Source organism: Allorhizobium sp. nf9_anc (assembly GCF_056323085.1).
The window spans coordinates 4465658-4479935 of the sequence record NZ_CM150481.1 but is presented as its reverse complement, the minus strand read 5'-3'; the positions used below and the strand labels follow the sequence as shown (position 1 = coordinate 4479935).

Sequence of the window (14278 nt, the reverse complement as noted above, 5' to 3'; positions counted from 1 at the left end):
AAGAGGCGGATTTTGGAGCGTTGCCGATATCAATAAAGAAAGCATTTTAACGCGGAAGCCGCAGATGACTGCTAGAATTTGCTATTAGTAGTATTAGACATGTCGCCTAGTCGAACCTGTGCTCCTTGCCGCTCATCGGGGACGCGCGTACAAGGTCTCCGGATGCGATCTCGAAATCACCGGGCACGCGGGCGACGATCTGCTTCAGCGTGGGGTGGTCGAGGTAGACGACGGTGTCTGCGCCAAGCCGCTCGATATGGCGGACCTGCCCCTGCCATTTGCCATCGCTCTTCGACAGGACAAGGTGCTCGGGGCGGATGCCGTAGGTGGCGCAGCCTTCTGCGGCGGCGACCTCGCCATCGTAGAGGTTCATCTTCGGTGACCCGATGAAGCCAGCGACGAATGGGCTGACCGGATTGTTGTAGAGATCCATTGGCGAGCCGACCTGCTCGATGTGTCCTGCATTCAGGACGACGATCTTGTCGGCCATGGTCATCGCCTCGACCTGGTCGTGCGTGACGTAGATCATGGTGGCGCCGAGGTTAGCGTGCAGGTCTGTCAGCTCCATACGCATCTGTGAGCGAAGCGCTGCATCGAGGTTGGAGAGCGGCTCGTCGAACAGGAAAACCTTGGGATTGCGGATGATCGCACGCCCGATCGCCACCCGCTGACGCTGCCCCCCTGACAGAGCCTTCGGCTTACGGTCGAGGAGATGGGTGAGTTGCAGGCTTTCCGCCGTCTTTTCGACCTTCTCGGCGATCTCGCTCTTCGGACGACCTGCGAGCGACAGGCCGAAGCCAATGTTCTCCCGCACCGTCAGATGCGGATAGAGCGCATAGGACTGGAAGACCATGGCGATGCCGCGCTTCGACGGCTCGGCATGGGTTACGTCCTCACCATCGATCAAGATCTGGCCCGAACTCGACGTTTCCAGCCCCGAAATCATCCGGAGCAGCGTGGACTTGCCGCAGCCGGAAGGGCCGACAAAGACGCAGAACTCGCCTTTCTCCACCGTCAGATCGATGCCCTTGATGACCTCGAGGCTGCCGAAGCTCTTGCGGATGTCCTTGAGAACGACACTGGTCATGCGACTATCCTTTGACGGCACCGGCGGTCATGCCGGCCACGATCTGTCGGTTGAAGAAGATGTAGACGATAAGCGGTGGGATGGTGACGAGCAGGATGTTCATGAAGAGCAGATTGAACTGCGTCTGGAACTGACCCTGGAAGTTATAGAGCGTGAGCTGCACCGTCACGTTTTCCCGGCCCGGCAGATAGTAGAGCGGGTTGGTGAAGTCGTTGAAGATGGTGATCGACTGCACGACGATGACGGTCACGGTTACCGGCTTCAAGAGTGGCAGGATGACCCGGAAGAAGATCTGCAAGGGCGTGGCCCCGTCGATCAGCGCCGCCTCATCAAGGTCGCGGGGGATGGTCGCGATGAAGCTGCGGAACAGGAGAACCGAGAAAGCGAGGCCATAGGCAACCTGGATGAAGATCATGCCGGTGATCGTCTTGAAGAGACCTATCGACTGCAGCACCCAGATTGTCGGCACCACTGCCGGTGGGATCATCAGACCGGCCAGCACGAAACCGTAGATCACCTTGTTCCAGCGCGAGGGACGGCGCTGCAGGACATAGCCGACCATTGCGCCGAAGAGAACGAGCAGTGTCACCGCAAAGACCGTGATGACGGTCGAATTGAAATAGGCGAGCAGCAGCAGATAGTTGCGGGTCTCCAGCACTTGCAGGAAATTCTCCCACAATTGCCATTCAACAGGCCAGGTGAAGGTCAGGCGCGAGGCGTCCTGACGGTTTTTTGCTGCCGTCAGGAAAATGAAGACGAAGGGCAGGATGAAGATGATGGACGCAAGGGCGAGCGAGACGATGCCTGAGTAGAGTTGACGGCGGGTCATAGATCCACCTCCCGACGATTGAACCACGCTGTGAGCGGCAGGATGATCAGCGCAATCAGCAGGAAGAGGATCACGTTACCCGCCGTTGAAAGACCATAGAAGCCGGCCTGGTACTGCTTGTAGATAACGCTTGCGAGCACATCCGAGGAAAAGCCTGGGCCGCCCCGGGTCATGGCCCAGATCAGATCGAAGCTGCGAAGGCCGCCGATCAGAGACAGCGTCACCACGGTAACGGTCGCTGGGCGCACCAGGGGCACCGTGACGCGAAAAAACATCTGCGTTCGAGTGGCGCCGTCGATCCGTGCAGCCTCGTAGTAGTCCTGGCTGATTGTTGCGAGACCGGCAATATAGATCAGCGTCGCAAGGCCGACCCCTTTCCAGAGATCGACAAGGATGACCGAGTAGAGCGCCAGCGAAGGATCGGTCAGCCATCCAGGACCTGGAAGTCCGATGGCATTTAGCGCCACATTGATCATGCCGTTGGTCGGATGCATCAGAACTGCAAAGGTGATCCCGATCCCGATCGTCGATACGAGGACGGGAAAGAAGACGACAGTTCGCAAGAACCCCTGAGCCCATATTCCCGATGTCAAAAGTACGGCGAGCAGCAAGCCCAGGACGGATTTGGTGGCCGACGTTGCGATCGCATAGATCAGCGTGTTGACCGTGCCTTGGATCAGGAAAGGCTCCCGCAGGAATTGCCGGTAGTTCTCCAAGCCGATGAATTCAGCCGAGAACAGGTCCCACCGCGTCAGACTGAACCAAAAGGACGCGAATGTCGGCGCGAGGAACAGCACTGAAAACACGACGGCAGCCGGCAGCACGAACCAATAGGGATAGGGGGATTTCTGCGTGACCATGTCTCTTCTCCGATGCTGACCCCGCCCGGACCTGGGAGACCGGACGGGGCTCGACTGGCGGGAGGTTACCAGTTCGGCAGGCCGAGTTGCTTGGCCTGCTTTTCGACATCCTGGTCATAGAGAGCGACTGCCTCTGCTGCAGAACGTATGCCGGTACCGACCTCGACAGTGATCTGCTCCAGGGCCGGCCCTTTGATCGGCGACAAGAATTCGAGCGCCGGGGCGGTGCGACCGCTCGTTTCGAAATAGGGCAGCATGTCCTTGACAGCCTGCGGCACGTTCGCCGGGAGCTGGCAGTCCTTGATCAGATAAGGACCCGAGGGAACGGCCTTCGCCATGATCTCGCAGGCTTCCTTGGTCGCGATCCACTCAACGAACTTGCGTGCCTCTTCCATGTTTTCAGCTTGAGCCGGGATAAAGAGACCCGTTGGCATCCAGGTCGTCAGACCGTTTTTGCCCTCTTCGTCACCGGGTTGGGCAAAGAACCCGAAATCGTCAAGGTTGTCGGGGTAGTTCTGTGCCACGTTGCCAATCGCGAAGGTCAACATCGGATAGTGCGCAGCTTCACCCGTGGCGACCATCCGCATGCCGTCGTCGAGCTTGGCGGCACCGAAATCGGCGTTGAATATTTGAGCCTTCGCAGCCTGTTCAAGCCGCTCGAATCCTTTAGCGGCGGCAGGCGTCGTCGCATACTTCGCCTTGTTCTCGGTGTAGTCCTTGGCGAAGTCTGGCACGGCGACATTGACGTTGTAAAAGTCGGCCAGGACGAAGAGCTGTGACGTCCAGGTATCGCCGTAGGTCTGGGCGATCGCTACTTGACCGGCAGCCTTGATCTTCTCGTTGTTGGCCATGAACGCGGCCCATGTCTTGGGAACTTCAAGGCCAAGGTCCGAATAGATCTTCCTGTTGTAGAAGATGCCACCGCCCATCGCGGGCCCGAAGGGCACGCCTCGCAGGCTGCCATCGGTGGCAGTGACGACCGGCCGGTAACTGTCGAGGATGTTTTCGTTGCCAGGAAGATCGGAAAGGTCGGCGAGCGTCTGCTCAGGCTTCAGAGCCAGGAAAAGGGATCCCGAGTTGTACTGAAAGATGTCTGCCATTTCGCCCGTGGCGAGGCGGGTCTTGACGATGTTATCGCCCTCCGAACCTCCCGGGCGGTTTTCAACATCAAAGGAAATATCCGGCCGCTTTTCCTTATAGGCCGCCATGAGCGCCTCGAAGGACACAATGCTTTCCGGATTGGTGTCGAGCAATACGCTCAACGTGGTGTCTGCCAGAGCGCTGCTGGCCATCAGCGTGGCGAGCGTTGCAGTCAAGGCAAGCTTATGCGTCATTCTCATGGTCTTTTCCTCCTGTTTGGACCATTCGATTTTCACAGACCCCCGGGCCCCTCTCCCGAGGAAACTCAGATGTGGAAGGTGATGAGGTGCTCCCCCGCCCCCATCTCCGTCGTGGCTCCTGCGGAGACCTGCCTTCCGTCTACGACGGCGTTCTTGCGCGCTGGCGTAGCTTGGAAATCAGCCGTTACACCTTCGGGCAGGACGACACGATAGGTCACCTGATCGCCTTCGACTGTCCACTCGACTTCAATGCGGCCCTGGCTGACATCGTGCCATGCCTTGACGGGCGACAGCGCGGGCAGGATGGCTGGATCGAGCTTGAGGTGCTTGAAGCCCGCACCTTCAGGTGTCAGCTTCAAGCCGGCAACATCTTCAAACAACCACTGGCAGACGGCGCCATAGGCATAATGGTTGTAGCTGTTCATGTCCGGATCGTAGATCGAGCCATCCTCGGCCACCGCGTCCCAGCGCTCCCAAATGGAGGTCGCGCCACGTTCGACCTGATAGAGCCAGCCCGGCACCTTGCGATTGAGGAATACCTTTTCGGCGAGTTCGACCATGCCGAGCTGCGTGAGGGCCGGCAGAAGTGCTGGCGTGCCGATAAAGCCTGTACCGATGACGCCATCGGTTTCCTCGACCACGCGGCGGAAATAGACCTTGCCCGCCTCCTTGTAGTCATCGGGAACGAGATCATGCAGGAAGGCGAGCGCCCAGGACGTCTGATCGTTGTGCGCGATTCGACCGGAGGGCGAAAAGAACTCCGTGCGGAAGGCGGCGCGGATTGCATTTACACGCTCGTCCAGGCGGCGCGCCTCCTCGTCACGGCCGAGGAGGCGAGCGATACGCGCCGCGAGCTGCGTCGAGATGAAATGGTAGAGCGTGGCGGCACAATCGTCAGCGACGGTCGGTCGCGGCTTACGGTTGTCGCCGACAGGCTGAAGCCAGTCACCGAAGGTGAAGCCATGCGCGCCCCACTCGGCCGGCGGGCGGATGATCGGGCCGTTGGAAATGCCCCAGAGATAGTCGAGCCATTTGATCATGGCCGGGAAGCACTCCGCTAGGACCTCCCGGTTGCCGTAATGCAGGTAGAGCTGCCAGGGGATGATGACGATCGCATCGCCCCAACCGGTCGAGCCGGCCCAGTCGCCGCGCGCATCGATCGGATGCAGCCGCGTCGGGTCGGGCGAGAAGTGCGGAACCGCACCATTCTCCCGCTGGTCATGCATGACATCACGCAGATACTTGATCAGGAAACGTTCGCTGTCGGCAAGCCAGCAGGCGGTGCCTGCGAAGACCTGGGCGTCCCCCGTCCAGCCGAGGCGTTCATCGCGCTGCGGGCAGTCCGTCGGAATTTCGATGAAGTTCGAACGCTGCGACCAGATGGTGTTTTCGACGAGCCGATTGACCGCGGCAACACCTGTGGTGAATCCACCGGTAGCGACCGGTACCGAGCTGATCGGCACCATCTCGATGGAAAGGAGGCTGACGTCTCCTTCAAGCGTCACTCGGGCATAGCGAAAGCCCATGAAGGTAAAAAGCGGGGCATAAGTTTCCTCGCCTTTGCCAGACAGGATGTAACGCAGCTCGGCGCGAGCGCTGCGATAGTTTCGGTTGTCGAAGGCCTTGTCCGGCCCAAGGATCTCCGAGTGCTCGACGCGGACCGAAGCGCCCGGCTTTCCGCTGACGCGGAGCCGAATGTATGCACCGGCATTCTGACCGAAATCATAGAGGCGTCTGCCTTCGGCATCCTGCCACTGATCGATCGGCGCGATCGGTGCGAGTTCCTTCACTGCGTCCGCCTCGTGCGGCACAAGCAAGCCTTTGTCGAAATCGAGCTGGTCTACGCCGGCTTCGGCGCGAGGCGTAATCCGAGCATCATAGTCTTCGCCGAAATAGATCCCGTTGCGCGTCACCGGGGATAGACCGCTCTTCCAACTTGTATCTGTGATCAGCAGTGCTGCGCCGTCAGCCTCGATTTCGGCGATGGCCGCAACGCGGTCACCCCAGCAATTGAAGATCGGGTTGGAGGCCCAGAGAAGCTGGCTGCGATACCAGCCATCGCCAAGCCAGATCTCAATTCTGTTTTCACCGACCTGAAGAAGCTCGGACACCTCGTAGGCCTGATAGGCGATCCGGTCGTCATAGCAGGTCCAGCCGGGTGTCAGCAGATCCTCACCGACGCGCTTGCCGTTGATGAAGGCGCGGTAGAGACCGAGCGCAGAAATCCTCAAGGTTGCCGTCGAGGGGAGGCCATCCACCTGCCAGGACGTCTGTACGAAGGTGCCGGCTGCCCCCTGCCCCTTGTCGATCTCGGGAGCAATCATCTCAGCCCGCGCAAACGGTTGACTGCTGGATGCTAAAATCGAGCCTGCCAGAGAGGGCCTGTCCATGGTGTCTCTACTCCCGCCGGCGCATACCCATCAGGCCGCACCGGTCATTTTGTGTATCGTTCTATGTATATCATTCTACAAACTCGTTTGCCGCGCAAGCGCTTTTTGCATATAGTAGATGCAAGGATGATGCGCAGACGGGATTACCCATGGAAAAACAGAAGCTTGGCCTACCGACGGATCGCGTGACGATCCGCCATGTCGCCGAGCATGCAGGCGTCTCGGTGGCCGCCGTATCCAAGGTTCTGCGCAATGCCTACGGGGTCTCAGAGGCTCTGCGGACCAAGGTCGAAAACGCCATCGACCTTCTAAAGTATCGTCCGTCGACGGCAGCGCGCGCCATGCGTGGCAGGACTTACACCGTTGGCATATTGGTCGTGGAACTGACCAACCCGTTCGTCCCTGTTCTGCTGGAAGGAATCGACGCCGGGCTCGAGAAGGCCAATTACAAGGCTATGGTCGGCGTCGGCCGCGCGGCCTCCAAGCTTGAGACATCGATGATCGAGTCGATGATAGACACCAGGATGGATGGCCTGGTCCTGATCGGGCCGCAGATCTCGGGAAGCGTGGTAGCGCACTATGCGAAACAGATCCCCATCGTCGCCATTGCCCATCACGAACCCCAGGCGACCTTGTACGACACTGTCAATTCGGACGATTTCGCGGGGGCACAGATGGCTGTCGAAGCGCTGGCATCGCGGGGCTACAGCGACATCGCCATGCTGAGCTATGACCGGTCGGACAGCCCCAGTTCGGTCGTAGCGGTGCAGCGTGAGGCGGGTTACAAGGCGGCCATGGCTGCGATCGGATTGGAAGACAAGACGCGGATCATCCGCCATCCCCATCCGAGCGAATCAAGGACGAACGAACTGGCAGCCTTGCTCTCTTCGGAAGACAGGCCGCGGGCGATCTTCGCCTGGTCCGATCTCGATGCCATTCCGCTTCTCGCGGCCTGTCACGAATTGGCGATCGAGGTCCCCGGCACACTCGCCGTCATCGGCTACGACGACTGTTCGCTCGCCGGACAGCCGGCCGTCAGCCTCTCCAGCGTTAACCAGGATCCGTTGGAACTCGGCGCCAGGGCAAGCGAATTGCTGCTTAGTCGCATAGAAGGCCGTGAAGAAGCGCAGCATGTTCTCTTCCCGCCAAAGGTCGTGCTTCGCCGCAGCACGTAATTTTCGCGGAGGGACCGGCGTGAGAGAAGCTGGCTCAAGTATGTCTTGTCAGTGTCTTCGCCTGTGGAGAAGCGAGCCTACTACCAGCAGCTCGTTTTAACATCTAAAGATAGGTGGTTTAAAACACGCGTTTAAGAGATCTCACTTGGTGAAGTCCATATCATATGTGACACAGCGCTTAGCCGGATAAAGTCGATCGCCGGCGTTTCTTCATTTCAACGGAATGGGGTGGAGGCGGCGAGGAGTACCCATAACCAGATTAATCTCCTAGAAGAACCAGCAGCGCAGTCTATCCCGCCCGCGCATCCAGTGTCCGGCACAACCATTCTGTGTCTAATCTATACTGAAGGTCGGCGACGTTCGCGAAGCCAAATCACGGCGTGTTTGCATCAGCTCCGATAGCTTTGAGCGCTGCATGTGCCACATCCTCGTCCTGATCGCCACTCCCCGAACCAACGCCAATACCGCCGACGAGCACCCCGCCAAAGCGAATGGGTAGACCACCCTTCAGTCCTGTCACCTCGCCCTGGGTCGCACCAGAAATCAGAAGCCGTGCCTGTTCTGGAATAGCCGTCGAAGGTGCATTGATGGACGCAGCGGTCCGAGCCTTGGCAAGAGCACTCTTCAAGGAAAGAAAGCGCGCCCCCTTCATCCGAAAGGAGCCGAGCACGACGCCGCTCTGGTCGACGACAACGATGCATTGCGGCTGGCCCATCGCCGAGGCCGTATCGATCGACGCCTGCAGCATGGCGAGCACGCCCTTGTCCGTCAGTTGCGCCGAAGGCTCAAAGAAGCTGCTCATGGGCTCTTTCCCGATCTCATTGTGAAGTAATCGCGGCCGGCGCGGAGGAGTTTGCACCGGCCGCGAAGGAGCAAGTCTTATTTGCCCCAGATCTTAGCATACTGGTCGCGATAACCATTGCCCGGATCGAAGATGTTCTTGTCACCACCGTCGGAGCTGATGTTCGCCTTGGTGACGACATGCAGCGGCGAGGTGTAGCCCGACCATTCGACCTTGCTCACGGCACGGTTCAGTTCGTCGATCAGCTGCCAACCCTGCAGGTTGAGGGGCTCGGCGACAGTGACGGCCTGATACTGGCCGGAACGGATACGCTGATAGGCGGACTCGGACCCGTCGCCGGCAGCAACAGCCTTCGGTGCGCCGTCACCGGCAATGCCGGCTGCGGCCAAGCTCGGCCCCATGAAGTCGAAGTAGATGTCGTTGATCGCCAGCGCATGCGTCCAGCTTGCACCATACTTCTGCAGAAGCGACGTCGTCAGCGTCGGCATGCGGTTCGAGGTGTCGGCAATCGGGGTGTCGACATATTCGAGCACCGTGCCGCCGAGCTTCTCGATCGTCTCCTTGATCTTGTCGGCCTTGGCAATCGCGATTGCATAGGTCGAGTCCGTGAAGATCACGACGCCCGGCTTGCCACCGGCGTCCGCAAAGGCCCATTTCCCGGCAGCGGCCGAGACTTCCATGGCATCGGTCGAGACATTGGCGAACAGGCAATTGGCCGGATCGGGGCCGATGACCGGACCAGCATGCCAGCTCACCATCGGGATCCCTGCATCGCAGGCCTGCTTCAAGGCGGCCTGCTGCTCGACGGCATCGAAACCATTGATGATGATGCCATCTGGCTTCAGCGCAAGCGCCTGGCCAAAGGCGCCGGCGCGGCTCTGCACGGAACCAGCGCCATCAAGAACGGTAACCTCCCAACCGATCTTGGCAGCAGCTTCCTGGATGCCGTTGGTGACGCCGAGAATACCGCCATTCTTCATGTCGGCTGCAAGCACGACGACCTTCTTGGCAGCGGCCGCAGTCGGACCAGTGGTCGGACCATCCCAGGTGGTCTTTTCACCGGCATACTTCTGGACTTCTGCCATTGCGTCCGAAATCGCGTCGGCATGGGCAGGCATGGCGGCCGTCAGCGCCAGGATTGATACGGCTAGGGCTCTTTTCAGCATGGTTTCCTCCCAAAATAGCTGAATGCACTTATTTGGACTTCGCGCCTTTCTTTCTTTGCGCGTAACCGGCGATCCCGATGGCGATCAGCAAGGTCGTGCCGTTGAACAGGGGCTCGACCCAGAAGCTGCCGCCGAATTGCTGGATGCCGGAAATACCGACGGCGAGGATCATCACGCCGACGATGGTACCCCAGACATTGACGCGTCCGGGTTTGATGGTGGTGGAGCCGAGGAAGGCGCCGACAAGCGCCGGCAGCAGGAATTCCAGACCGACCGAGGCCTGGCCGATGCGCAGTTTTGAAGCGAGCAGGACACCTGCGAGTGCCGTCATCAGGCCGGATGTGACAAACGCGCCGATAACGAACTTTCGCGTCGGAATACCGTTGAGTTCGGCAGCCCGCTGATTGGCGCCGATCGCGTAGAGATACCGACCGATCGGGGTGTATTCCAACGCGACCCAGAGCACGACAGTGATGACCAGCACGTAGATCGCGGTGATCGGCAGTCCGAAGACGAAGGTGCCGTTGATCGCATAGAACGCATCTGGAAGCGCGCCGACCATCTGTCGGCCGCCGGTATGCCAGAGCGCGAGGGCGTACAGGATCGTGCCGGTGCCAAGGGTTGCGATGAAGCTGTCGATGCGGGCGACTTCGACCAGGAGACCATTCAGCGCGCCGATCAGAACACCCAGCACGAGCACAATGGCAACGGCCACAGGCCAGGGGAAGCCGTAGAGCGTCTGCAGGCTGATCGCCAGAATATGCCAGAGCACGATGCCGTAACCGACCGTCAGATCGATACGGCCGGCGACCATCGGGATCATCGCCGCGAGCGACAGAAGCGCAATGATCGCCTTGTCGGACAGGATGGCCCTGACATTGAGCATGGTCGGGAATGTGGTCGGCAGCAGGATCGAGAACAGCAGGATCAGGCCGAACATCAGGATGACGAGACCATAGGTCGGCGCGAGGCGCACGATCTTGCGACCGGGCGACAGACCCCGCAATTCGTCCTTGGTGGGTTCGACGGCGTTGGATTGGATACCGGGCATGGCGGTCCTCAGGCGGCTTCACCGGCCGATGCGGCCTGGATCAGGGATTCGGTTGACAGTTCAACGCCACTCAGCTCGGCCACTGGCAGGCCGCGGCTGAAGACGATGGCGCGATGGCAGATATTGGCGGTCTCTTCGAAATCGGTGGACACCACGAGGACGCCCATGCCGCTTGCAAGAGCCTGGTAGAGAAGATGGTAGATCTCGGCCTTGGCACCAACATCGACGCCGGCGGTCGGATCTTCCGCAATCAGCAGGCGGCGGCCGGAATCAAGCCAGCGTCCGACGACGACCTTCTGCTGATTGCCACCCGAAAGCGCCTCGATGGCGAGTGTCGGATCATTGGGTGACAAGCCCACCCTGCGGCCGAGTTCATGGGCAAGTTCATCTTCCGCCTTCGGCGAAAGCAGGCTCAGAAGGCGTCGCCCCGTGGCCGACGGATTAAGAAACGCGTTTTCTCGGATGGAGAGGCCGGGCGCGACACTTTCGGCGACCCGATCGCGTGCTACAAGACCGATGCCCGACCGCATTGCGGCACCAGCATCTTTCAAGTCCGGCGCGACCCCGTTCAGCGCAATCTTGCCCGCATGCGGGATGAGGCCGAAAAGGGCTCGACCGACATCCTCGTGACCGGCCCCGCGAAGTCCTGCGAGACCGAGCAGCTCGCCGCGCTTGATCTCGAAGCTGACAGGGCCGACAGCACCGGTTGCGAGACCTGAGACTTTGAGGATCGCCGGTCCCTCGAGAATGGCAGGCCGGGCAATTTCACGCGCCTTTCGGCCGACGATCAGACCGACCAGCTCCTCCGGCGTCGTATGTTCGATTGCGCGCATCCCGACCATTTGTCCGTCGCGCAACACGGCGACCCGATCGGCGATGCGGAAAATCTCATCCAGCCGGTGGCTGACATAGATCATGCCGACGCCACGCGCCTTCAGCGGGCGAAGGGCGGCGAACAGCCGCTCCACCTCATCGGCGGGCAAGCTGGCGGTCGGCTCGTCGAGAACGAGGTAGTCGCAATCCGCAGCAAGCGCACGGGCGATGGCAACAAGAGACTTCTGTGTGCGGGTGAGACTGGAAACCCGCGCGGTTGCCGAAAAATCGGCTTCGACCAATGCCAGCGCCTTGTCGGCCAGAGCTTCGGTCGCAGACCAGTCGATCCGACGGCCCTTCTTCACATAGCCAAGCGAAAGGGCAATGTTTTCGGCAACACTCATCCACTCGATCAGACCGAGATCCTGGTGAATGAAGGCGACCTTCTGGCCGCCGGCCTTGCCGGCCTCATGGGCGTAGGGCACGCCATCGATGAAGACGCCGCCCTCGCCGGGGCGGTGGATGCCGCCGAGGACCTTGATGAGCGTCGATTTGCCGGCTCCGTTCTCGCCGAGCAGGGCGACGATTTCGCCACGCTCGACCTTCAGCGAAACACCTTTGAGGGCCTGCGTGCCACCAAAGGACTTCACGATGCGATCGAAAAGCAGGCCGTCTGCGGACGGTTGCATACTATGTCTCCTCCCATGCCGGATCCAGATCTTGCGTCAGGTTTACCGGTAACGTAACTAACGTACTTGCATCATTTGCCGAGTCAAGAAAAAAGTTATCGATAACATGCCGCGTGTTCACCGCCCTGTATCGTTGGGGCAGAAGCCCCGATGAAGGCCAATCTCGAAGACATCGCCCGTGCCGCTGGCGTATCAAAGATGACGGTCAGTCGCGTCCTGCGCGACGGGTCCGGCTTCTCCGACCAGACGCGCCGGAAGGTCATGGAGATCGCCGCACAACTGGGCTATGTCCCGAACCGGCTTGCCGCCGCCTTCGGCTCGGATCAGGCAGAAACGCTGGTCGGCATGTGTGTCCCGCGCCTGACATCAGGCCTGTTCGGCCATGTGCTGGATGGCGTCGACCGGGCGCTTGGACGTCTCGGCTATCAGTTGATCATCGGCGCCAACGATCATTCGATGATCGAAGAGGAAGCCTGGATCCGGCAAGTGGTGAGCTGGCGTCCGGCGGGCCTCATTCTCTCAGGTCGCCACCATACGCCGGGCACGATAGAGCTTCTCAGAAGTGCGGCAATTCCAGTTGTCGAGATCTGGGACCTGACAACGAGCCCGATCGATATGGCCGTCGGTTTTTCCCATGCCGATTGCGGCGCCGAGATGGCCCGGCATCTTCTCGCGCGTGGCCGTCGCAAGGCCGGTTATGTCGGCGCACTCGCCCGCTCTGACGTGATGGGACAAGCGCGGTTCGAAGGGTTCCGCGACGCTCTCGCCCGTGCCGGCCATCCGCTCGTCGATGCCGAGATGCTGCACGACGCGCCGGGCTTCTATGCCGGCTATTATGGGCTGGAGACCCTGCTCAGCCGAAAGAATGATTTCGATGTCGTCTATTTCCACAATGACGAGATGGCGATCGGCGGCCTGGCCTTCTGCCAGTCGCGCGGCTTGAGTGTGCCCGAGGATATCGGCATCGCCGGCTGGGGTGGGATGGAGGCAGCATCCATCCTGCAGAAGCGTTTGACGACGACCGTCGTGCCGACGACGAGCATCGGCAAGGCAGCCGCCGAAGCGCTTGTCGCAAAGCTAAAGGGCGAGCCCGTCCAGACCGTCACCTTTGTTCCGACACGCCTGGTGCCCGGCGAGACGGTGTAAGGCACCAAGCCCGCCTCAAGGGGCCTGGATGCCGCGCCGATTCAGCACGACCGAATAGACACTCGTGGTCGCCGTGATGAACAACCGATGCTTCGAGTGGTCACCAAAGCAGATATTCGACACCATCTCCGGAACCAGGATCTTGCCCATCAGATGCCCGTCGGGCGCGATGCAGTGAACGCCATCGGCCGCTGAGGACCACAGGTTCCCGTCGCTATCGACCCGCATGCCATCGGCGCAGCCGGGCGTGATGACGTGGAAGACCCGACCATTCTCCGGCCAGCCATCGACCATGTCGAAAACACGGATATGCTGCGGATCGGCGGAGAACATCCGCCCCGTATCGGCAACATAGAGGTGGCTGCCATCCGGGCTGAAGGCGAGACCATTCGGTCCCTGCATGTCGGTGATGACGGCCTCGATCCCACCATCCGGCGAAACGCGATAGACAGAGCACGGCAACTCCTGCTCCGCCTTTGCCCCCTCGTAATCCGTCATGATCCCGTAATGCGGATCGCTGAACCAGATCGCACCGTCAGGCGCAACGATGACGTCGTTCGGACTGTTAAGGCGCTTGCCCTGAAAACTGTCGGCGATGACCGTGATCGATCCATCCCATTCGGTGCGGGTGACCCGACGCGTTCCATGCTCACAGGTGACGAGCCGACCTTGCCGGTCCCGTGTATGGCCGTTCGCATAGTTCGAGGGCTGGCGATAGGTGGTCACGCCATCCTCGCTCCAGCGGACGATGCGGTTGTTGGGAATGTCGGAAAACAGGAGGCAGCCGGCATCGCCGAACCATACCGGCCCTTCCGCCCAGTCAAACCCAGTCGCCAGCCGCTTCACCGGCGCATTGCCGAGCACATAGGTGGCGAACACCGGGTCGATGACTTCGAAAAACGACATGCTTAAGGCTCCTCCCAAAACCGT

12 protein-coding genes are annotated in these 14278 nt (G+C 60.3%); 2 read left to right on the top strand and 10 right to left on the bottom strand.

Annotation, left to right across the window (positions count from 1 at the left end):
* Positions 1–106: 106 nt before the first annotated feature.
* The 5 genes from AC02Y0_RS21750 to AC02Y0_RS21730 form a co-directional block, all read right to left on the bottom strand.
* Entirely contained in the window at positions 107–1087 is a 981-nt protein-coding gene (locus AC02Y0_RS21750; protein ID WP_476381248.1) for an ABC transporter ATP-binding protein, read from the bottom strand.
* A 4-nt stretch (positions 1088–1091) separates the two neighbouring features.
* Positions 1092–1916, bottom strand: coding sequence for a carbohydrate ABC transporter permease (locus AC02Y0_RS21745; RefSeq protein WP_476381246.1), 825 nt, complete (start codon positions 1914–1916; stop codon positions 1092–1094).
* Positions 1913–2776: a carbohydrate ABC transporter permease gene (locus tag AC02Y0_RS21740; protein WP_476381244.1), complete on the bottom strand. Its 864-nt coding sequence runs from the start codon at positions 2774–2776 to the stop codon at positions 1913–1915. The genes AC02Y0_RS21745 and AC02Y0_RS21740 overlap by 4 nt, the downstream gene beginning before the upstream one ends.
* Positions 2777–2841: 65 nt before the next feature.
* Positions 2842–4110, bottom strand: coding sequence for an ABC transporter substrate-binding protein (locus tag AC02Y0_RS21735; protein WP_476384107.1), 1269 nt, complete (start codon positions 4108–4110; stop codon positions 2842–2844).
* Positions 4111–4181: 71 nt separating this feature from the next.
* Positions 4182–6440, bottom strand: coding sequence for a family 78 glycoside hydrolase catalytic domain (locus AC02Y0_RS21730; RefSeq protein ID WP_476384106.1), 2259 nt, complete (start codon positions 6438–6440; stop codon positions 4182–4184).
* A gap of 215 nt (positions 6441–6655) precedes the next feature.
* Between AC02Y0_RS21730 and AC02Y0_RS21725 the strand changes: the two genes are divergently transcribed.
* Positions 6656–7681, top strand: coding sequence for a LacI family DNA-binding transcriptional regulator (locus AC02Y0_RS21725; RefSeq protein WP_476381243.1), 1026 nt, complete (start codon positions 6656–6658; stop codon positions 7679–7681).
* Between the two features lie 373 nt (positions 7682–8054).
* Here the strand turns inward: AC02Y0_RS21725 and AC02Y0_RS21720 are convergent, their stop codons facing one another.
* The 4 genes from AC02Y0_RS21720 to AC02Y0_RS21705 form a co-directional block, all read right to left on the bottom strand.
* Positions 8055–8483 carry a GlcG/HbpS family heme-binding protein gene (locus AC02Y0_RS21720; protein WP_476381241.1) on the bottom strand — a complete coding sequence of 143 codons (429 nt, stop codon included), beginning with the start codon at positions 8481–8483 and terminating at the stop codon, positions 8055–8057.
* A gap of 77 nt (positions 8484–8560) precedes the next feature.
* Entirely contained in the window at positions 8561–9649 is a 1089-nt protein-coding gene (locus AC02Y0_RS21715; RefSeq protein ID WP_476381240.1) for a substrate-binding domain-containing protein, read from the bottom strand.
* A gap of 28 nt (positions 9650–9677) precedes the next feature.
* Complete coding sequence (locus AC02Y0_RS21710; RefSeq protein WP_476381239.1) at positions 9678–10700, bottom strand: ABC transporter permease; 1023 nt, start codon at positions 10698–10700, stop codon at positions 9678–9680.
* 8 nt (positions 10701–10708) lie between these two features.
* Positions 10709–12202: a sugar ABC transporter ATP-binding protein gene (locus tag AC02Y0_RS21705; RefSeq protein WP_476381237.1), complete on the bottom strand. Its 1494-nt coding sequence runs from the start codon at positions 12200–12202 to the stop codon at positions 10709–10711.
* A gap of 150 nt (positions 12203–12352) precedes the next feature.
* Between AC02Y0_RS21705 and AC02Y0_RS21700 the strand changes: the two genes are divergently transcribed.
* Positions 12353–13348: a LacI family DNA-binding transcriptional regulator gene (locus AC02Y0_RS21700; RefSeq protein WP_476381235.1), complete on the top strand. Its 996-nt coding sequence runs from the start codon at positions 12353–12355 to the stop codon at positions 13346–13348.
* A 15-nt stretch (positions 13349–13363) separates the two neighbouring features.
* On the opposite strand, the gene AC02Y0_RS21695 is transcribed toward AC02Y0_RS21700, so the two are convergent.
* On the bottom strand, positions 13364–14254 hold the full coding sequence (locus AC02Y0_RS21695; RefSeq protein WP_476381233.1) for an SMP-30/gluconolactonase/LRE family protein: 891 nt from the start codon (positions 14252–14254) through the stop codon (positions 13364–13366).
* Between the last annotated feature and the right edge of the window lie 24 nt (positions 14255–14278).